Annotated in this window: 17 protein-coding genes and 1 riboswitch; of the genes, 7 read left to right on the top strand and 10 right to left on the bottom strand. The window is 38.5% G+C overall.

The genetic code is table 11. The features are described from left to right. Window position 1: 1 nt before the first annotated feature. Window positions 2-1,156 carry a TlpA disulfide reductase family protein gene (locus U859_RS0110965; protein WP_025143417.1) on the bottom strand — a complete coding sequence of 385 codons (1,155 nt, stop codon included), beginning with the start codon at window positions 1,154-1,156 and terminating at the stop codon, window positions 2-4. 143 nt (window positions 1,157-1,299) lie between these two features. Beyond that, complete coding sequence (locus U859_RS0110960; protein ID WP_025143416.1) at window positions 1,300-2,481, bottom strand: formimidoylglutamase; 1,182 nt, start codon at window positions 2,479-2,481, stop codon at window positions 1,300-1,302. Window positions 2,482-2,552: 71 nt separating this feature from the next. Between U859_RS0110960 and U859_RS0110955 the strand changes: the two genes are divergently transcribed. Together U859_RS0110955 and U859_RS0110950 are read left to right on the top strand one after the other, a co-directional pair. After that, window positions 2,553-3,515: an SDR family NAD(P)-dependent oxidoreductase gene (locus tag U859_RS0110955; protein WP_025143415.1), complete on the top strand. Its 963-nt coding sequence runs from the start codon at window positions 2,553-2,555 to the stop codon at window positions 3,513-3,515. Further along, window positions 3,515-4,816 carry an HAD-IB family phosphatase gene (locus U859_RS0110950; protein WP_025143414.1) on the top strand — a complete coding sequence of 434 codons (1,302 nt, stop codon included), beginning with the start codon at window positions 3,515-3,517 and terminating at the stop codon, window positions 4,814-4,816. The genes U859_RS0110955 and U859_RS0110950 overlap by 1 nt, the downstream gene beginning before the upstream one ends. 174 nt (window positions 4,817-4,990) lie before the next feature. On the opposite strand, the gene U859_RS0110945 is transcribed toward U859_RS0110950, so the two are convergent. Then, complete coding sequence (locus U859_RS0110945) at window positions 4,991-6,268, bottom strand: voltage-gated chloride channel family protein (protein WP_025143413.1); 1,278 nt, start codon at window positions 6,266-6,268, stop codon at window positions 4,991-4,993. Between the two features lie 19 nt (window positions 6,269-6,287). Beyond that, window positions 6,288-6,349, bottom strand: a riboswitch (Fluoride riboswitch). Between the two features lie 64 nt (window positions 6,350-6,413). On the opposite strand from U859_RS0110945, the gene U859_RS0110940 reads away from it, so the two are divergent. Both U859_RS0110940 and U859_RS0110935 read left to right on the top strand, forming a co-directional pair. After that, window positions 6,414-7,379 (top strand): tryptophan 2,3-dioxygenase family protein, encoded by a 966-nt coding sequence (locus U859_RS0110940; protein ID WP_025143412.1) that lies wholly within the window; start codon window positions 6,414-6,416, stop codon window positions 7,377-7,379. Between the two features lie 145 nt (window positions 7,380-7,524). After that, complete coding sequence (locus U859_RS0110935) at window positions 7,525-8,589, top strand: branched-chain amino acid aminotransferase (protein ID WP_025143411.1); 1,065 nt, start codon at window positions 7,525-7,527, stop codon at window positions 8,587-8,589. Window positions 8,590-8,756: 167 nt separating this feature from the next. On the opposite strand, the gene U859_RS0110930 is transcribed toward U859_RS0110935, so the two are convergent. The 5 genes from U859_RS0110930 to U859_RS0110910 all read right to left on the bottom strand — a co-directional run bounded on the left by U859_RS0110930 (window position 8,757) and on the right by U859_RS0110910 (window position 14,465). Next, window positions 8,757-9,221: a DUF4920 domain-containing protein gene (locus U859_RS0110930; protein WP_025143410.1), complete on the bottom strand. Its 465-nt coding sequence runs from the start codon at window positions 9,219-9,221 to the stop codon at window positions 8,757-8,759. A gap of 335 nt (window positions 9,222-9,556) precedes the next feature. Next, window positions 9,557-10,933 carry a DNA repair protein RadA gene (gene radA, locus U859_RS0110925; RefSeq protein WP_025143409.1) on the bottom strand — a complete coding sequence of 459 codons (1,377 nt, stop codon included), beginning with the start codon at window positions 10,931-10,933 and terminating at the stop codon, window positions 9,557-9,559. A 506-nt stretch (window positions 10,934-11,439) separates the two neighbouring features. Next, window positions 11,440-12,990, bottom strand: a complete 1,551-nt coding sequence (locus U859_RS0110920; protein ID WP_025143408.1) for a ribonuclease E/G — start codon at window positions 12,988-12,990, stop codon at window positions 11,440-11,442. 282 nt (window positions 12,991-13,272) lie between these two features. Continuing rightward, window positions 13,273-14,151: a tetratricopeptide repeat protein gene (locus U859_RS0110915; protein ID WP_029985645.1), complete on the bottom strand. Its 879-nt coding sequence runs from the start codon at window positions 14,149-14,151 to the stop codon at window positions 13,273-13,275. Between the two features lie 11 nt (window positions 14,152-14,162). Then, window positions 14,163-14,465 carry an HU family DNA-binding protein gene (locus U859_RS0110910; protein ID WP_025143406.1) on the bottom strand — a complete coding sequence of 101 codons (303 nt, stop codon included), beginning with the start codon at window positions 14,463-14,465 and terminating at the stop codon, window positions 14,163-14,165. Between the two features lie 169 nt (window positions 14,466-14,634). Between U859_RS0110910 and mutY the strand changes: the two genes are divergently transcribed. After that, a complete protein-coding gene (gene mutY, locus U859_RS0110905) occupies window positions 14,635-15,696 on the top strand; it encodes an A/G-specific adenine glycosylase (protein WP_025143405.1) in 1,062 nt (353 codons plus the stop codon). A gap of 55 nt (window positions 15,697-15,751) precedes the next feature. Continuing rightward, entirely contained in the window at window positions 15,752-16,189 is a 438-nt protein-coding gene (locus U859_RS0110900; protein ID WP_025143404.1) for a single-stranded DNA-binding protein, read from the top strand. A gap of 325 nt (window positions 16,190-16,514) precedes the next feature. Here U859_RS0110900 and U859_RS0110895 read toward each other — a convergent pair whose 3' ends face one another. Next, window positions 16,515-17,936 (bottom strand): DUF4270 domain-containing protein, encoded by a 1,422-nt coding sequence (locus tag U859_RS0110895; RefSeq protein WP_025143403.1) that lies wholly within the window; start codon window positions 17,934-17,936, stop codon window positions 16,515-16,517. A 21-nt stretch (window positions 17,937-17,957) separates the two neighbouring features. After that, complete coding sequence (locus U859_RS0110890; RefSeq protein ID WP_025143402.1) at window positions 17,958-18,782, bottom strand: glycogen/starch synthase; 825 nt, start codon at window positions 18,780-18,782, stop codon at window positions 17,958-17,960. A gap of 149 nt (window positions 18,783-18,931) precedes the next feature. Here U859_RS0110890 and panC point away from each other — a divergent pair, with 149 nt between their 5' ends. Then, on the top strand, window positions 18,932-19,783 hold the full coding sequence (gene panC / locus U859_RS0110885; protein ID WP_025143401.1) for a pantoate--beta-alanine ligase: 852 nt from the start codon (window positions 18,932-18,934) through the stop codon (window positions 19,781-19,783). Window positions 19,784-19,863 lie beyond the last annotated feature (80 nt).

Here is a 19,863-nt window from a genome sequence, read left to right as displayed (position 1 = left end):
CTTATTTCGATTTGCTTCCCAATAACTCCTGAAGTTTATCCTGTAAAGCTTGTTCTCTTAATCCTTTGGCAACAATTTTTCCGTTTGGATCAATTAAAAAGTTAGCAGGGATAGATTGAATGCCATACATTTTGGCTACTTCATTGCTCCATCCGTTTAAATCAGAAACGTGTGTCCATGTTAATTTATCAGCTTCAATTGCCTTTAACCATCCAGCTTTCGTTGTTCTGGTAGTTCCTCCGTCTAATGAAACACCTAATACAGTAAAGCCTTTATCTTTAAATTTATTGTAGGCTACTACAACATTCGGGTTTTCCTGGCGGCATGGACCACACCACGAAGCCCAGAAATCAACCAATACATATTTACCTTTAAAATCAGATAATTTTACCGGCTTTCCGGCAGTATCAACTTGTGTAAAGTCCATCGCCATTGCACCTACTGCTGTTTTTCTTCCGGCTTCGAATATCTGGGCAACTTTTTTACCAGTAGACGTTGCTTTAAGTTCTGGCGAAAGTGCTGTAAAAGCTTTCTCTGCGGCCAATGCCTGATCAGGATCTACAGCCAACTGATTAATTGCTGTTAAACTGATATACGATTTCGGATTATTACCAGCATAAGTTATTAAAATAGGTGTTAAAGCTGCGGTGGCTTTATCGTAACGGCTCATGGCATCTTCTCTTACTTTTGGATCTTTTTGTTGTTCAGGAGTAAGTTTAGAATACTCAACATTAATGGCGTTGATCTGATCATCTAAAGGTTTAGTTAAAGCTTTTAATTTTTTGCTGTCATCGTTAATTACCGATCCGGTAATCGCCGCTGTTTTTATAGAGTCAGTTCCGGTTATTTTAATGTTTGCGGGTTCTAAAAACAGGGATGCGTAATCCAATACCTCGCCTTTGGCAGGACGGTTAACATAAGGGTTTTTGTTCAGGAACAAATTTCCGGCAGCAGGATCAGTTAAAGTACCCTTAAAGGTAAAGGCGCCGTTTGCCACTGTTGTAGAATCGGTGATAGATTTGTCACCAGCACGGTAAACCAGGTAAACCTTATCTCCTGTTTTTAATCCTTTTATATTACCATTAACTGTAAATGGCTTTTGAGCAAGTGCTGCAAGCGGCAATAAAGCCATTGCAGATAATAATGTTTTTTTCATGTGGGATAAGTTAATCGTTCTTCAAATATAGAAATCTGTACCGCTTAAACGTAAATAGCTGTGTAAAATTATGATGGTTTTTAGATGTTAATTATTTGGGGCTCAACAGGATTCTTTGAGTCAATTTTGGAATCACGTAAATTTTAATTTAGCTTTTGATAGGTCCGCCACCACAAATCAGGCATCTCACCATTAACAGCGGTTTGGTAATCATCATATCTACAGGGTACAAGGTGGTAACGCTCATTTTTAGATTGTCCGGACGGATAGGGAACCTGCATCCACCAGCGATCTGATTTTTTACTTTTTACAAACATCATCTCTCCCGAACCATCCTTTAAACTGGTGCGGTAAATCATAAATTGCGATTTTGGTGTTAATGGGAAATCTTTTTTACGGGCATAAAAGCCTTCTACAAAATACCATACCATTTGTGCCAGTAAAAAGGCGGTCTGTCCGTTGTTATCGTAAGCCGGGTTAAATTCATAAAAGCCAATTGAGGTCAGTTTATCGTTCATGCCTGCATAGCGAACAATGCGGCAAGCTTCTTCGCCATCAAAACCGTTTGGGGTAGTGTTAGCATTTGCAGCTGCATCAGCAGAGCGGATAGCGCCCATATCAAAACTAATCATGTTTGCATTGCGGATAATGGGTTCTGTTAACGTAATATCTTGTGCGAACTCACCTAAGCGGTGCACATCAAAATATAACTTATCCATTACGCTCAAACTTTCCTGATTTACAAAATAAGTTTGATAGCCGACATTGCTAAAATTGAACAGGTAATTGGGCTGGTGCAGAAAAATCTTATTCAGGTAACAATCCGATCGGGTTGCAATGCCCTCATGGTCATCATCGCCTATATCAAACTGATTATCAATAACCACAAGATCAACTTTTTGCTCCAAATCTTCGTAACCCAGGTACTGACCGTAGGTTAAATCCTGTCCGCCGCCAATAATAATCGGGATGATGTCTTTTTTGATCAATTCAGAAACCACCATTTTAATGGCAATATAGGTATCAGCAATGGTTGCACCATGTTTAATGTTGCCTAAGTCAACAATCTTGCTACTAAAAGCACCTTCGTTAAGTTTGTAAAATTTCTCCCTAAAATAATCTGGTGCAAGGGCAGTACCCTCATTATTAACGGCCCCCCTTCCATCAAGTACCCCAAAAATAGCCAGATCGTAAGTGTTTTCCTCGAAATCAGGAAAAGACTCAGTGTAAATCTGTGCTTTTAACCCCAGCTGACTTGTAAAAAATCCTTGCTTAGGTGTAAAACTATCGGGGTTTATGGGTGAAAAGAAATCCGTTAATGACATATATTTAAAACTCTCGGCTCAAATATCTATTTTTGAATGCGTATTTCCACATATAGCCCGAAAAAAATAAAATGATACTGGTAACCGGAGGAACTGGATTTTTAGGATCTGAATTAATTAAGCAGTTAACTGATAAAGGTTTAGCGGTACGGGCGCTAAGGCGGGAGAAATCTAAAATTCCTTCTCTGATCCAAAATATATCCCTGATCGAATGGTTCGTAGCCGATATTAACGAGCCATCTGCACTAGAAGATGCCTTTGTGGGGATTACCAAAGTGTACCATTGTGCCGCATTTGTATCCTTTAATCCTAAAGATAAAAAACAGCTTTTTCATGTAAATATCGAAGGCACTTCGAACATGGTAAACCTATGTGCCGAAAACAATTGCAGGCTGATACATGTAAGCTCGGTTGCTGCGCTGGGCAATGCCAAAAAGGGAAAAAAAATTACTGAAAAGGATTTTTGGGAATATGATTCAAAAGCGCATGCCTATGGGTTATCTAAATATGAGGGCGAAATGGAAGTATGGCGGGGCATTACCGAAGGTTTGGATGCCATCATCGTTAACCCATCTGTAATTATTGGTAAAAATGCAGGTTTTGAAGGGAGTGGTGCCATTTTTAAATTGGTAAAAGGCGGTTTCCCGTTTTATACTGATGGCGCATCGGGTTTTGTTGATGTTGAAGATGTGGCCAGGGCGATGATCCTGCTGATGGATGCTGAAGTTTCTGGAGAACGGTACATCATTTCCGCTGATGATTATCACTATAAAGATCTGTTCGGCGAAATTGCACAGGGCTTTAATGTTAAAGCACCCACAAAAGAAGCTAAGCCATGGATGCTCGGCATAGCATGGCGGGCCTTAAAATTTGTCTCCATTTTTACAGGAAAAGAACCCTCCATCACTAAAGATGCAGCGAAAAGCAGTGTAACCTTAAGTTATTATAACAACGATAAAGTAAAATCGGAAACCGGAATAGTTTTTAAACCAGTTGCCGAAAGCATAAAAGAAATTACCCAATATTTAAGATAATGCCCAAACAAAAAGCCTATTACATCATCGATTTCGACAGTACCTTTACCCAGGTAGAAGCACTCGATGAGCTTGCAAGGATTTCGCTCAAGAACCACCCCGATAAAGAAGCGATTTTCCAGAAAATTGAAGATTATACCAATTTTGCCATGGAAGGAAAACTTTCCTTCTCCGAAAGTTTGGCACAGCGCGTTAAACTGCTCGAAGCGAATGAAGATCATTTAAAACAGCTTATCAAGCATTTAAAAAAGAAAGTTTCGACCTCTTTCTCACGTAATGCAGAGTTTTTTAAAAAACATGCCGATGAGGTTTTGATCGTATCCGGCGGATTTAAAGAGTTTATCACGCCTGTAGTAAGCCAATACCACATCAAAAAGGAAAATATATACGCCAATACCTTTGTAACTACGGGCGATGGTAAAATTATCGATTACGATCATGCCAAACCATTAAGTGAAGAAGGCGGAAAAGTAAAATTACTCCAGCATTTAAAGCTCGAAGGTGAGTTATTCGGGATTGGAGATGGCTATTCTGATTTCCAGCTGCGCGAAAGCGGCATTATTAATAAGTTTTTTGCTTTTACAGAGAATATTTCCCGCGAAAGCATTGTTTCAAAAGCTGATCACGTTACACCAAGTTTTGATGAGTTTTTGTATGTAAACGATCTGCCAAGAGCCATTTCTTATCCAAAGAACAGGATTCTTTGTCTAGTAATCGGTGAAGTTGATCCATTAACCATTTCCATCCTTAAAAATGATGGTTTATCTATCCGTCATAAAACATCTTTCGAAGAGAAATATGTAAAAGACGTCGGAATTATCCTTTTGGCCGATGGCGAAAAAATAGATAAGGAGCAATTAAAAAATGCCGCTAAACTAAAAACCATTGGTTATTTAGGTAATGCAAAGAATAAAATAGACCTTGACCTTTGTACCAAACAAGGCATTGTGGTTTTTGACGATCCAAAAAATAATCCGCGTAATATCGATTTTATCCCAAAACGTGTTGCCGATTTTATGAATACCGGAGCAACTTATTTAAGCAGCAATTTCCCGAACCTGCAATTGCCAAAAATCGAGAAATCGCATCGTTTAATTCATATTCATAAAAACGTTCCAGGTATTATGGCGAAAATAAATACTGTTTTTGCCAAACACGATATCAACATTGTGAGTCAGTTTTTAATGACGAATTCAGAAATAGGTTACGCCATTACTGATATTAATGCACAATATGATAAACAGTTGTTTAAATCACTTAAAAAGATTGAACAAACGATAAAATTTAGGGTGCTGTATTAGTTTAATTTGTCATTCTGAGTGCAACGAAGAATCTTTCACAGAGTGCTGCTTTTTCAGTGCTTCGTTGGTGGCAGATTCTTCACTGCGTTCAGAATGACAAAAATGGAATAGTGCTTCTTAAGGGCTCTGTGCCCCACGCAAAACGCTTTACACTAATCGCCTGGCGCCACCCGCTTACCGCCTCTTCAACAATAAATGTTTAGGTGCCCCAATAGTCTGCGACCTGTAAATCCCGGTGTGGCCCGAAAATAGATAGGCAGTAACACAGGCCAGGGCAATATAAACTCCCGATGCTGTACCAAACAACTCTACCCCCATAAAAATACAGGCCAATGGTGTATTCGCTGCTCCTGCAAAAACGGCTACAAAGCCCATCCCGGCCAAAAGGCTATAAGGTAATGGAATAAACATACTCAAAAAACTACCTAATGTAGCGCCGATAAAAAAAAGCGGGGTAACTTCACCACCTTTAAAACCTGCACTAAGCGTAAGTGTTGTTAAAAATAATTTTATGGCGAAAGTGTAATAAGCTTCCTGTTGTGTAAAGGCTTCCGAAATAACAGGGATACCTAAACCAATGTAACGCGTATTCCCGATCAGGTAAATGACTGCTATTAAAATAATACCACCCACAAATGGCCTTAAAGGCGGATACTTGATTTTCCCAAAAAGTTTGGCTAAGCCATGATTTAGGGCAGAAAAACTTCTGGCCGTAAGACCAAATAATATACCGGCACCTAATGATAACAATAGGTTTATCGAATCCATTTCTGGTACATAGGCTATAGAATAGTGGGTATGGCCAACGCCCCAGGCTTTACAGGCATAATCGGCAATAACTGCGGTGATAAATGAAGGAAGAATTGAACTATAAGTTAAACTCCCAACAACAAAAACCTCTAATCCAAATACAGCTCCGGCTAGAGGTGTTCCGAAAACAGAGGCGAAACCTGCACTGATCCCACAGATCAATATTACTTTTCTATCCCTTGCTTTAAGTTTAAATAATTTCGTAAACTGATCGGCAAAAGCGCCGCCAATCTGAACAGCAGTACCCTCTCTTCCTGCCGATCCACCAAATAAATGGGTAATAATGGTACCTGCAAAAATGAGCGGTGCCATAATAATGGGGATTACTTTTTTGGGCGATTGTAGCTCTTCGATTAAAAGATTGTTTCCTTTAACCACCGATGTTCCCCAGTAATGATAAGCCAAACCAATTATTATACCCGCAAGGGGCAAAAAACCGATAATCCAGAGGTGTTGCTCGCGGTAGTTAGTCGCCCAGTTTAAAGTACTTAGAAATAGGGCAGAAGCTGAGCCGATAATCCCACCTAATAAGGCAGTGATCAACAACCACTTTAATGTGCTGAATAAAAGTAATCCGAAATCGAGCTTAATAAATCGGTTGATAGACAGAAGAAATCCTTCTGTTAGTTTTTTAACAGGCATTTTAAATCAATTTTAAATAAAAATCGTAGGAGTCATCAGCCTGTCTGGCGGTTTTGGCGGCACCCCATCGCCATTGCTTCAAATGTATAAAATTTAGTTATTTGTTACAAAATCTTTATCACCTTTGTGCAGCTAACTTTAAACCATGGATTTCACACCTGAAATAAAAGACAAACTAAACCAACTACAAGAAAAGTACACTGCAATGGGGCAGGATATGGCATCCTATTTAGATGGGTTGTTATATGCCGATTTTCTGACCTATTGGGATTACATCCACCTGGATACCCTGTTAAGCTTGCAGAGCCCAAAAACGCCAATTCCTGATGAAGAAATATTTATCATGTATCATCAGATTACAGAGCTTTATTTTAAACTTGCACTGCACGAATGCCGGCAGATTGCTGAACATGAAAACTTAACTGTCGAATTTTTCACTGCACGTGTAAAGCGGATCAATGCTTATTTTAACGCCTTAACCACTTCGTTTGAAGTAATGGTTGATGGAATGGAGAAAGAGCAGTTTTTAAAGTTCCGGATGTCATTATTACCGGCCAGCGGCTTCCAATCTGGTCAATATAGGATGATCGAGATTTGTGCCACTGATTTTATCCGTTTGGTAGATAAATCGAAACGGGAAGAATTGAGCTCAGCAACAATAGAAGAACAGTTTGAAAATATTTATTGGAAATTCGGAGCAACTGAGCTGGCTTCGGGTAAACAGACTTTAACCTTAAAACAGTTTATTAAAAAATATGCTGCCCAGTTTTTGCAATTGGCAAAGGACAGATCTTTAACCAACTTTTCAGCGTTATACCATAAATTGCAGGCTAATGGAGCCGATGTTTCAGCCCTTGCAGAAGAATTACGCAAGCTGGATCTGTATGTGAATGTGGAGTGGCCTTTATCGCATTATAAATCGGCAGTGCGTTATTTAGAAAAAGATCCTGTTGATGTTGCGGCAACCGGCGGAACCAACTGGCAGAAATATTTGCCTCCGCGTTTTCAGAAAAGAATTTTTTATCCCTTTCTATGGACTGATGAACAGATGGAAGAATGGGGTAGAGGATGGGTGCTTAGTGTACTTAAAACACTCAAAAACAAAGATTAATATTGGAAAAAGCTATTAAAAAAGCCTCTTTTTTATTAATTTGCGCGAAATAGTTAATGACAGAATGAGTGAATTATTGAATTAGAGAATGAGCGGGTAAAACACTCAGGCATTCAATCATTCACCCATTCAAAATTCAAATACAATGACCGAGACATTAGATATAAAAATCACTAAAACAAACGAAACACGTTTGACTGTTACTGATTTTTCGCAATTACCGTTCGGTAAGGTTTTTACCGATCACATGTTTACTGCCGACTATGAAGACGGCGAATGGAAAAATTTACAGATTCTTCCTTATGGTCCTATTCCGATGAGCCCTGCAATTTCTGCACTTCACTATGGCCAGGCAATTTTCGAAGGATTAAAAGCTTATCGCCAGCCTGATGGAAGAATCAGCGTGTTCCGCGCCGATAAAAACTTCGAACGCTTTAATAAATCAGCGGCGAGAATGTCGATGCCAACCATTCCTGAAGAGATTTTTATGCAAGGTTTGGCTGCATTAATCAATATTGATGAGAAATGGGTGCCTAACCAGGAAGATTATGCTTTGTATATTCGTCCGGTAATGTTTGCAATGGATCCGTATTTAGGCGTTAAAGCATCTGATACTTACAAATTTGCTTTATTAACTACGCCAACTGGTCCATATTACAGCAGTGCATTAAAAGTTAAAATTGAAACTGAATTTACACGTGCTGATGAAGGTGGTGTAGGTTTTGCCAAAACAGCCGGAAACTATGCACGTTCACTATATCCATTCGAACAAGCTAAAAAAGAAGGTTATGATCAATTAATCTGGACAGATTCTGTAACACATGAGTTTATAGAAGAAGCTGGAACAGCTAATTTGCTTTTTGTGATTGATGGTAAATTGGTTACCCCATCTGTGCGTAGCACAGTTTTAGATGGTGTTACACGTGATACCATTATTAAACTTGCAAAAGATGCCGGCGTTGAAGTTGAAGAACGTAGGGTTTCTGTTAAAGAAGTAATAGAAGGAATCGAAAACGGTAGTTTAACCGAAGCTTTTGCTGCAGGAACTGCCGCTACAGTAACACACGTTGGTGAAATGGGGTACAATGGTCAGAACTATAAACTAACTGATCCATCAACAAGGCACATTTCGAATGGCATTGCTAAAAAATTAAACGATATCCGTTACGGTTTAGCGCCTGATGAATTTGGCTGGAACTGGGTTTTGTAAACTGAAACCATATAAAAGATAAACCCCGATACAAAATATGTATCGGGGTTTCTTTTTGCTTTGAGTGTTTTGGTATCAAGAGGTAGGAATCACGTGTCTAAATATTAGCTTCTGACTTTTAACCTTTAGGTTTTCGGACCTCTGACTCCCGTCTTCCCGACTCTATTCTATTTATCTAAAATTACTACACCTTTAGCTTCAAAAGCCAGTTCTTTTTTAGGATCGGTAATTTTTGCAACTTCTTCAGGAGATTTTTTAGCATCTTCTGCATAATGGCGTAAAGTTTCTACCGATATGGTTTGTTTTTTTGCTAAGCCATCAAGCACTACCTTTTTTCCTACAATATCCATCGGCATAAAGAAGGCGTAATCTTTAAAGGTAACGCGCATCGGATCGCCGTTTGGCATTTCCAATGTCATCCAGCATCCTTTTTTCTTGCATACATCCACTACCTTACCTTCGATTTTCATATCTACGGTTTTTTTATCACCCATGGCAGCTTCCATCTTAGCGGCAGGTTTTACATCGCCTGGTTTTACCTCTTCCCCAAATTTTTGTCCAGTATAGGCTGCCTGTGCAAATGCAAATGCGGTGAATAGGCAAAAGCTTACGCTTAAAATTATCTTTTTCATCTTTTTAGTGGTTTATAATTATTCCGTTACTATCTTTTTCAAAGTTATTTAAAATTTTTCTAAATAGTAACGCAAAAAAAAATCCCCGTTAACATCCGTTAACGAGGAAAATCATCCCTATTTTCGTGTAGATCACATCCTATGATGTACAACATGATATGATAGGCAAACCTGAATCCAAAAGTATCATTCTTGTTGCATTTGATTGTAATGCAATGTAAATCAGGTGTTTGTATGTTTTTGTTGATATTGCTGTATTATAATGAGACTGTGGAAATGGGGAGTTTTATCAGCACAGTTAAAAAATATGTTGAAGTTTTTCCACATATTTATCTCTAACCGAAAACAAGACCAAAAACTTCTTCTATTTTACTTACTGCTTTAATCTCTAGATTGTATTTTTCTATTGCGATCCCTTTTAAATTGTATTTGGATATATAAATGGTTTCGAAACCTAATTTATCGGCTTCAGCAATCCGTTGCTCAATCCTGTTTACCGCTCTTATCTCGCCTGATAAACCAACTTCTGCCGCAAAACAATTTTTGGAAGAAACTGCAATATCCTGTTGGGATGAAATAATGGCAATTAAAACGGCCAGATCGATTGCAGGATCTTCAACCCTGATTCCCCCTGCAATGTTTAAGAAGACGTCCTGCGTACTTAACCTGAAGCCACAGCGTTTTTCAAGCACTGCTAAAAGCATATTCATTCTTTTGGTATCAAAGCCAGTAGCAGAGCGCTGGGGAGTTCCGTAAGCAGCCGGACTCACTAATGCCTGAGTTTCGATCAGCATGGGTCTGGCACCCTCTAAAGTTGCAGCAATGGCAATTCCGCTTAACTCTTCATCACGTTGTGAAAGCAAAATTTCTGATGGGTTAGAAACTTCTCTTAAACCGCTGCCCTGCATTTCGTAAATGCCCAGTTCTGCAGCAGCTCCAAAGCGGTTCTTTATTGACCGTAATATGCGATAAACATGATGTCTGTCGCCTTCAAACTGCAAAACCGTGTCAACCATGTGTTCGAGTATTTTCGGTCCTGCAATGGCTCCATCTTTGGTAATATGGCCGATGAGAAAAACAGGTACGCCGGTTTCTTTTGCAAAACGTAATAATTCTGCTGTACATTCTCTTACCTGCGATACGCTGCCGGGGGTGGAATCGATATGTGCAGAATGTAATGTTTGGATGGAATCGACAACCAAAATTTCCGGTTCCAATATTTCGATTTGTTTGAAAATATTCTGTGTGGAGGTTTCAGTTAAAATATAACAGTTCGAAGATGGATTTTCCTGGATCCGTTCTGCCCGCATTTTAATTTGCTGTTCGCTTTCTTCTCCCGAAATATACAGTAACTTTTTTCCTTTTATATTTAAGGCCAATTGTAGCATTAAGGTCGATTTACCGATACCCGGTTCGCCGCCGATCAATACCAGGGATCCTTCTACCAAACCGCCGCCTAAAACACGGTCGAGTTCTTTATCTCCTGTTAATATTCTCCGCTCGGTTGACGATTGGATTTCATCAACCTTACTTGGCTTACTTAATTTTCGGCTGGTGGTATCGCTTTTCCATGTCGGTACCGATGCAGAACTTTTTTCAACGATTTCTTCTACAAAGGTATTCCATTGGTTACAGGATGGGCATTTACCCAACCATTTTGCCGATTCGTAGCCACAGCTCTGACAGAAAAATGCACTTTTTGATTTTGCCAATTGATTAAAAATTTAGATTACGAATTTAACCTTTCTCGTTGATAAACCCTGCAGGTTTTTAAAACTCACGAGGTCTGAAATTATTTAGATTGGCCGTTCAGTTCTAAACCAGACAGACGTGGCAGCCCCCATTTCTTCATCGGGGCTTGAACAAATGGCGGGACTGATGTAACCCAATAGCTGCTGTATTTGCTGTTTGATAAAAACGATGATTTTTAGATAATACAATTGTTATTTTTTTGGAAAACAGGTTTCTGTGCATTTTCCGTTCCGAAAGTCCTGCCATTCGCTTCAATCTTTTTGAAGTCCTGTCATGCTGAGGTACGAAGCATCTGCAGCTATGAAACAGATGCTTCGTGCCTCAGCATGACAATATATTAAGAGTTGCTACAAACAAAAAGTATTTTTGCTGCTGTCAGGTTTAAATTACTTAGGTTAATCTTCCTGTTTTTTCTAAAAAAAAGCCCGGACTTTTAAATCCAGGCTTTAAATTAAATGCTTTTAAGTTATAATTTAATCTCTTCGTCTTTAGCAGAGATAAAGTGAAACTCATTTAAGTAATAAGATGATTGTGCCTTCACTTTAATCCATTGGCCGTATTTAAAGAACCAGCGGCGTTGAAGGTTGAAAATTCCTTTGGTAATATAAGCTTCTATGTATGGGTGTACACAAAGTGTTACACCTTTTTCATTCTGCTCTCTTAAAATATAATTAAGGTTGTTCTCAATATCATCCATTAAAACGATACTCGCTTTAATTTCTCCGGTCCCATCGCAGGCCGGACATTTTTCTACCGTGACAATATTCATCTCCGGACGAACACGCTGCCGGGTAATCTGTACCAAACCAAATTTGCTCGGAGGCAAAATTGTATGTTTAGCCCTATCCAATAACATCAGCTCACGCAAATAATCGAATAGCATTTTACGGTTTGTTGGTTTGTGCATATCGATAAAATCGATTACCACAATACCGCCCATATCGCGCAAGCGCAGTTGACGGGCAATTTCTTTAGCCGCCTCTTTGTTTACCTGTAAAGCGTTCTCTTCTTGATTTTCTTTACTGGCAGTACGGTTTCCACTGTTCACATCTATTACGTGAAGTGCTTCGGTATGCTCTACAACTAAGTAAGCGCCACCGGGTAAGTTTACTGTTTTTCCGAAAGCATTTTTAATCTGCTTTTCTATTCCGAAGTGATCGAAGATCGGTTCTTTCTGTTTGTACAGTTTAACGATCTTTTCCATTTCTGGAGAAATATCGTGTACATAAGAACGGATATCATCGTACAGCTCTGGTGTACTTACATAAACGTTTGTAAAATCAGGATTCAGAATATCACGGATTAACGTTGATGATCTGTCCATTTCTCCCCAAACCCTTTTTGAAGGTTCGGTAGAAGGCATTTTTTTAATGAAGTTTTCCCATTTAGCAATCAGATCCAAAAGATCTTTCTGCATTTCGGCAACTCCTCTACCTTCAGAAACGGTCCTGATAATTACCCCAAAATTTTGAGGTTTAATACTTTCGATAATCTTTTTTAAACGATTACGTTCGGTATTACTTTTTATTTTTTTTGATACAGATATGGTATTGGAGAATGGCACCAGTACCACATACCTGCCGGCAATCGAAATGTCGGAACTTAAACGTGGTCCTTTTGTAGAAATTGGCTCTTTGGCAATTTGTACAGGTAGGAGCATGTTTTTACTGAGCACATCAGAAATTTTGCCTGCCTTATTAATATCGGCTTCCAGCTTTAAATTATCTAATAATGTGCCTGTAACCGAGCCATTACGCTTGATCTTAGTTAGCTTAATTAAAGATTGCACCTGAGGGCCCAAATCAAAATAATGCAAAAAGGCATCTTTTTCATAACCAACATCCACGAAAGCAGCATTCAGGCCAGGCATAATTTTTTTAATGCGGCCCAAATAAATATCGCCTACGGCGTAGTTATTATTGATTTGTTCTTTGTGAAGCTCAACAAGTTGTTTGTCTTCAATCAACGCTATGGTAACTCCGGCAGGAGTCGAATTGATAATTAATTCTTTTACCAACAGCTACAGATTTAAGGCTTTCGCCTATTAACAAATGGATAGTAAATAAAAAACATTGATATAGCCAGAAAAATATACAATAAAAAAAATCATATAAATTGTTTAAACCTCATAGTGTTTACTATGAGGTTTAATAGGCTTAATCAAAATAAGAAACTATTTTTTCTTATGTCTGTTTTTTCTTAAACGTTTTTTACGTTTGTGCGTAGCCATTTTATGTCTTTTTCTTTTTTTACCGCTTGGCATAGTTTTAAGTTTTAAATGTTTTTATTAATCTGTTAATTAATTTTTATTCTTTAGTTCAGCCACCTTCTTATCAATGAAAGATGATAAGGTTGGGTTTGCCGCTAATTTTTTGCTTGCTAAATAAGCATCAACTGCTTCTTTGTTTTTGCCTAAATTTTCTAAGGCGGTGCCTAAGTAGAAATAAGCTTCAGGGGTTGGAGCTGCCGCAATTACGGTTTTAAAACGTGGAATTGCTTTGTCAAACTGACCTGATTTTATAGAGAATAAGCCTAAATTCATGTTCGCCTTAACGTTTTTAGGTTCTTTAGCTACAACTTCAAGCAACATTGCAATACCTTGCATTGGTGCGCCTAAGCCGTTTACTATTGTTACACCTAAGCCTGTTTTAGCTTCAATGTTAGTAGAGTCTTTCTCTAATGCGTTTTTGTAAGATGTATTGGCTTTCTGCAATAAAGCAGGTTGTGCCAGGCTATCTTGTGTACCTTCAAAGGCTTTTATAAACTGGTTACCAGCCGCCAACCACGATTTTGCTGATGGTTCGCTTTGGGCGACAATTTCTAAATAAAGGGCAGATGGCGTTATTTGCTCCACATCATCCCATTTTTGGGCCAATTGCTTTGCAAATTCGATCTTTTCTGCGCCATTAGCACCTTTGTAAGTGTTTTCTAAAGCTGTAATGTCTGTAGCCAGGTTTTTGTTGATTACATTTTTTGCAGCAGTAGATGATGTTTCGATGTTTAGTGCCGACGAAGTAGAAGCTGCTGCTGCCCCGGCCATTGGGCCACTGGCTGGCATTTTGCCGTTTTCTTCAGTTGGTTTTACTAAACCCTTAATGTCTCTTGTAAATAAAAATGCAACAAGCAATACAATCGCTCCAATAATGATGGTTTGTTTTGATCTGATGCTGCTATTCATAAATTTAAGACTTAGGCTTCTACGTTAATTTTTTTTGAATTGCTTTTCACTTTGTCAACAAATACTTTTGCTGGTTTAAAGCTTGGAACAAAATGTTCCGGGATAATTATTGCAGTGTTTTTTGAGATATTTCTCGCAGTTTTTTGCGCTCTCTTTTTAACAACAAAGCTTCCGAAGCCCCTAACGTATACATTTTCACCGCCAATCATGCTGGTTTTGATAACCTTGAAAAATGCCTCAACTGTTTCCTGTACATCAACCTTCTCAATTCCGGTTTTTGTTGATATTTCTGAAATAATATCTGCCTTAGTCATATTTTATTATTTATTATATTATGTGTTTTAATATTACTACTGTTTTGGGGTTGCAAAAGTATTGCTTTTTAATGAGATAGGGAAATAAAAGATGATTTTTTTATCTCCAGAGTTATCACCCAATTGCAAGTTTTTTTTAAATCGGATAAATACACCGTAATTTGCAGTAATGACATTTCAAAATGAACTCATCAATTGGTATCTGCTAAATAAGAGAGATCTGCCCTGGAGGCATACCAATGATGCTTATACCATCTGGTTATCAGAGGTTATATTACAACAAACAAGGGTAGAGCAGGGTCTTCCTTATTTCAATAAATTTTTAGAGAATTTCCCAACGGTTAATGATTTTGCCAGTGCCACCGAAGCTAAAGTTTTAAAGCTTTGGCAAGGATTGGGGTATTACTCAAGAGGTAGAAATATGCATGCCACGGCACAGATTGTGGTAAAAGATTACAATGGAATCTTCCCAAATCTGCATGATGAGCTGATAAAATTAAAAGGAATCGGCGAATATACGGCTGCCGCAATCTCTTCTTTTTCATCTGGAGAGGCACGAGCAGTGGTAGATGGAAACGTATTCCGGGTGTTATCCAGGTATTATGGTATTGATACGGCAATCAATTCTCCGGCGGGTAAAAAGCAGTTTTATACTTTGGCAAATGAGCTGCTTGATCAGAAAGATCCGGCATTGTACAATCAGGCTATAATGGAATTTGGGGCCATACAATGTAAGCCAAAATCGCCAAATTGCGGTGTTTGCCCGCTTAACCAAACCTGTTATGCTTTCGGTCATAAAATGGTAAATGAGCTTCCGGTTAAGCTAAAAAAGGCTGCGCAAAAGCACAGGTTTATCAACTACTTTGTTTGTTTTGATAATGGGCAGGTAGTAGTAAGAGAACGGCAGGCTGGCGATGTTTGGCAGCATCTATACGATTTTCCGAGCATAGAAATGCTTACACACGAGGATGCAAATAACGGGTTGTTTGTCGATCAGGTAAAAAAGACCTTTGGAAACGATGCGTATTTTGAGTTTATCAGCGCAAAAAAACATATATTAACGCACCAAATAATACACGTTCAATTTTTTGCATTAAAAAATTATATATTTAACTTTAATAAACAAAAGGAACTTAATTGGGTTTCTTTAAATAAGTTAGATGAGTTACCGCAGCCAAAAGTAATCCACGATTTTGTACAGGAATACTTTTTTAGTGATAAAATGGAGTAACTAACCATCTTGGCTGAGTATATTTATAGAACGAAACAACTAACCAAAAATATTTATGTCTGGGATTAACAAAGTTATTTTAGTAGGCCATTTAGGCAAAGACCCTGAAGTACGGCATTTAGACGGTGGCGTAACGGTAGCCAGTTTTCCATTAGCTACATCTGAAACGTACAACAAAGATGGTAAGAGAGTAGAACAAACAGAGTGGCATAATATTGTGCTATGGCGCGGTTTGGCCGAGGTAGCTTCGAAATACCTGCAAAAAGGTAAATTGGTTTATATAGAGGGGAAGCTGAGAACAAGATCCTTTGAAGACAAAGAAAAGGTTAAAAAATATGTAACAGAAATTGTTGCCGAAAACTTTACTATGCTGGGTAGAAAGAGCGATTTCGAACAAAGTCCGGCTACACCAACACATCAAAGCACTGAATCGAAAATCGAAGATGAATTTACCATTGGCCCATCGGATGAAAGTGGAGACCTTCCTTTTTAGCGAGAAATTGAATTAAATAAAAAAGAGCTGCCTTAGGGCGGCTCTTTTTGTTTGGGAATGCATGTTCAAAGGTCATATTTTAAATTTGTCATTCTGAGTGCAACGAAGAATCTTTACCACCATGGAATAAATTGCTGGCAGGCAACATCTAAAACCTTCAATTATTTAAAAGATTCTTCACTGCGTTCAGAATGACATAAGGGACTTAGTCGAGGCAATTTCCTTATCTTGATAATAATGATACGGCTTAAATAGACTAGTCGAATAAACAAAAAACTCCTGCTCTTTTTAAGAACAGGAGTTTTTTAAATCGATGATATCAATATTAATTAATCTTGGTATAATAGATATTCAGTTTCATTTTATTGGTGGCTGCGTTACCGGTCCCAATAATTGATCTTTCTGCCGAAGTTGCCGTAGGTACATTTTGGAAAAGGTTATAGGAAGTTGGCGCTAAGAAAGTGCCTTCGTCTTTTATCGTACCATCAATCAAGTTCTGAACATAGCTTGTAATAATGAAAATATAGCGGTTTTTTGTCGAATCGAAATATCCGCCAAATAGTGCCTCACCAGCTGCTGATATACCAGATGAGCTAACCGCGTAATTATTATAATCCGGAATGTTAGCTGGTTGGTGTGCGATATCCCAACGGTACAAAGAAAGTCTTTGTGCAGCATTAAATGGGTATGCCGGTGCACCGCCACCAAGCTCTACAACCAGTTCGGCTTTGTTAATTATTGCTTTTCCGTAAGTGCCTGTAAAAGCTGTAAGATCGGGAAAGTCGATTTTTGCTTTAACGCCGGCCAGGCCATGCAGGTAAGTTACACTATATTCTGCGGTTGAAGCGTCGAGCTGTGCACGTACAGGAGTTCCGGCATAGTCATGTTTAATGTTTGCCGCTACACCGGTAATTTGACTGCTTGAGTTTAATGCCCCTATTGGGAAGTTTACACTTGCCGTATCAATCCCGCTTGATGAATTGGTTTTTTTCCAAACCAACTGAACATAAGAATCGCTACCTGTGAAATTAAAGAAAGCGATACCGCCCGTACCTGTTGAAGATGATTTATTTACCTGTGCATACAGTCCTTTAAACGCATTTATAAACTTTGCATTTGAAGAAGTTCCTGCAGTACCCAGGTTTAAAATATTGTTCTGGATAAATGCTTTGTTAAGCGGAATCCTGATCTGCGCTGGTACTACCTTTAACGTATCGGCTTTGCCGGTAACAATATCATATACTTTAGTTTTGGTGTTCGGGGCCAGTTTGCCTGTAAAATTACCTAACAAAGTATTGTTGATAGCTTGAACATCGGAACTTTTATAATTGGTTACCGTATTGGTCAATTGAAATACATCTATACTGTATTTAGAATTGGTGGTATCGCCATAAAATTTAGTTACCGTACTCGATTCATCAAATTTTAATACTAAAATAGCTGAATCAAGTTGAGGTGCCGTTCCAAAATCGTAGCTGGTGCTTACCGGGTAAACCGTCATAGCTATGCCAGCCTCAGTTTTACCAAAAACGGGATCTACCATGTATCCTAATGGATAACGGGGCTGCCCTAATGTATTTGCTGCAGTTTCTTCAACCAGTTTAGTGCCCACTTTCGATACCACCAAGGTTCCTGTAATCGCACTGCTTGGATCAACATCTAAACCAACACCATCGGGGTTTTTACACGATGCAAAAAGAAAAAGACCTATCAACAGGGTTAATAAGTCTTGTTTTGTAAATTTCATATTTTAAATAATAATACCTGATTAAGCTACTGAAACCAATTCATCATTTGAAATTTCTTCATAAAAAGTATAGAAGTTTTCAAAATTCTCGGTTAAGTTAAAAGCTAATGTTGGCTTATTGGAATCTTTAACAAATTTTAACACATCTTTGCTTAGGTTTTCGTCTCCTAAAACCACTGCGTCTGAGTGAGTTATAGCACCAATGTGCATGCTGTCGCAATCAGATGGTAAAAATGCTTTAGTGTCATCTTCCGTCATGTTGGCCATTACTGCTTTAGTGGCGAAATTGGCATTCAATTTTTCTGTAAAACCATCTTCATATATAGAATACACTACTTTAGAGTTTTTGAAAGTAGGATCGTTTTTATAAGTGGTTTTAATGTAAGCAGGAACCAATGCACTCATCCAGCCGTGGCAGTGAACGATATCTGGTGCCCAACCTAATTTTTTAACCGTTTCTAATGCGCCTTTGCAGAAGAAAATCGTGCGTTCATCATTGTCGTCGAAGAATTTTCCGCTGGCATCTCTAAATACCTGTTTGCGTTGGAAATATTCTTCATTGTCTAAGAAATAAACCTGCATGCGTGCAGCTGGGATGGAGGCTACTTTAATGATTAAGGGATTATCGTTGTCATCAATAATGATGTTCATTCCCGACAAGCGTATTACTTCGTGTAAACGATTTCTTCTTTCGTTGATATTACCGAATTTTGGCATCAAGATGCGGATTTCGAATCCTTTTTCCTGCATAGCCTGTGGTAACTGGCGCGTAATTTCAGAAATTTTAGTAAGCTCGAGGAAAGGCGACATCTCGTGTGTAACAATCAGCAGCTTCGTTTTTGCCATCTCCATATTCTAAGAAAATATTAAGTTAAATAAAAGATAATGAGCTGCAAAGGTAAGCATAATAATACTATTTATCAATATAGCAAGCATTTGTTTGGTTTCGTTTAGATTAATTTACACCTTTACGGCTTTAATTTAGATTGTCCAAATTGGAAATATTTAAAACCAAAGCAGCGCTTAAGGCTTTTTTGCAGCCATTAAAAGCATCAGCTAAAAAAATAGCTTTAGTACCTACAATGGGTGCACTGCATAATGGCCATATATCGCTGATTAAGCTGGCCCAGCAAAATGCCGATATCATCATCTGCAGTATTTTTGTAAACCCCACACAGTTTACAGATCCTAAAGATTTAGAAAAATATCCCCGCCCTATAGAGCACGATCTGGCAATGTTAGCCGACGCCGGCTGTAATGGCGTATTTATGCCAAATGTAGATGAAATGTACCCAACAGGTGCCGACGAAGCATGGCATATTGATTTAGGTAATGCCGAATTTTTATTGGAGGGCGAATTTAGAAAAGGTCATTACCAGGGTGTAACCCAAATTGTAAAAAAGCTTTTTGATGCTGTGGAACCTGATGTGGCTATGTTCGGACAAAAGGATTTTCAACAGGTATTAATGATCAAGAATATGCTGGCTTATTTTAAATTGCCCATTACTATCATTACCTGCCCGATTATCCGCGAAGATGATGGTTTGGCGATGAGCAGCCGGAATATCCATTTATCACCAGAAGATCGTAAAAACTCACTGGTATTAAGTAAATCGCTGCAATTCGTTATTGATCATTTTAACGAATACTCATTAACGGAATTAGAAAGTAAGGCCAAATCATTCTATGATAACATTGATGGCGTTGAGCTCGATTATTTTACCATTGCCAACGGCGATACCCTTGAGCCAGCCAAATCAAAGGATGAAAATAACCTTGTTGCTTTAGTCGCTGCAAAAGTAGGTTCAACCAGACTGATCGATAATATGATTATAAATAAGGTATGATGTAGTCGGTTAATGGTTCATAGCCTTATGGTTGATGGCAAGGGCCCGAAGCTATCAACTATGAACCATTAACTATCAAG

This window comes from Pedobacter jeongneungensis (assembly GCF_000633455.1).
In the GTDB taxonomy this organism is placed as follows: domain Bacteria; phylum Bacteroidota; class Bacteroidia; order Sphingobacteriales; family Sphingobacteriaceae; genus Pedobacter; species Pedobacter jeongneungensis_A.
The sequence above is the reverse complement of the archived record's forward strand: the minus strand, read 5'-3'. Positions and strand labels throughout refer to the sequence as shown.

What these genes read in the sequence shown, in the direction of transcription:
- U859_RS0110955 (WP_025143415.1), top strand. Translation starts at nt 2,553, where the DNA reads ATGATACTGGTAACCGGAGGAACTGGATTTTTAGGATCTGAATTAATT.
- U859_RS0110930 (WP_025143410.1), bottom strand. Translation starts at nt 9,221, where the DNA reads ATGAAAAAGATAATTTTAAGCGTAAGCTTTTGCCTATTCACCGCATTT.
- U859_RS0110960 (WP_025143416.1), bottom strand. Translation starts at nt 2,481, where the DNA reads ATGTCATTAACGGATTTCTTTTCACCCATAAACCCCGATAGTTTTACA.
- U859_RS0110940 (WP_025143412.1), top strand. Translation starts at nt 6,414, where the DNA reads ATGGATTTCACACCTGAAATAAAAGACAAACTAAACCAACTACAAGAA.
- U859_RS0110945 (WP_025143413.1), bottom strand. Translation starts at nt 6,268, where the DNA reads ATGCCTGTTAAAAAACTAACAGAAGGATTTCTTCTGTCTATCAACCGA.
- U859_RS0110900 (WP_025143404.1), top strand. Translation starts at nt 15,752, where the DNA reads ATGTCTGGGATTAACAAAGTTATTTTAGTAGGCCATTTAGGCAAAGAC.
- U859_RS0110965 (WP_025143417.1), bottom strand. Translation starts at nt 1,156, where the DNA reads ATGAAAAAAACATTATTATCTGCAATGGCTTTATTGCCGCTTGCAGCA.
- U859_RS0110895 (WP_025143403.1), bottom strand. Translation starts at nt 17,936, where the DNA reads ATGAAATTTACAAAACAAGACTTATTAACCCTGTTGATAGGTCTTTTT.
- mutY (WP_025143405.1), top strand. Translation starts at nt 14,635, where the DNA reads ATGACATTTCAAAATGAACTCATCAATTGGTATCTGCTAAATAAGAGA.
- U859_RS0110915 (WP_029985645.1), bottom strand. Translation starts at nt 14,151, where the DNA reads ATGAATAGCAGCATCAGATCAAAACAAACCATCATTATTGGAGCGATT.
- U859_RS0110910 (WP_025143406.1), bottom strand. Translation starts at nt 14,465, where the DNA reads ATGACTAAGGCAGATATTATTTCAGAAATATCAACAAAAACCGGAATT.
- U859_RS0110890 (WP_025143402.1), bottom strand. Translation starts at nt 18,782, where the DNA reads ATGGCAAAAACGAAGCTGCTGATTGTTACACACGAGATGTCGCCTTTC.
- U859_RS0110935 (WP_025143411.1), top strand. Translation starts at nt 7,525, where the DNA reads ATGACCGAGACATTAGATATAAAAATCACTAAAACAAACGAAACACGT.
- U859_RS0110950 (WP_025143414.1), top strand. Translation starts at nt 3,515, where the DNA reads ATGCCCAAACAAAAAGCCTATTACATCATCGATTTCGACAGTACCTTT.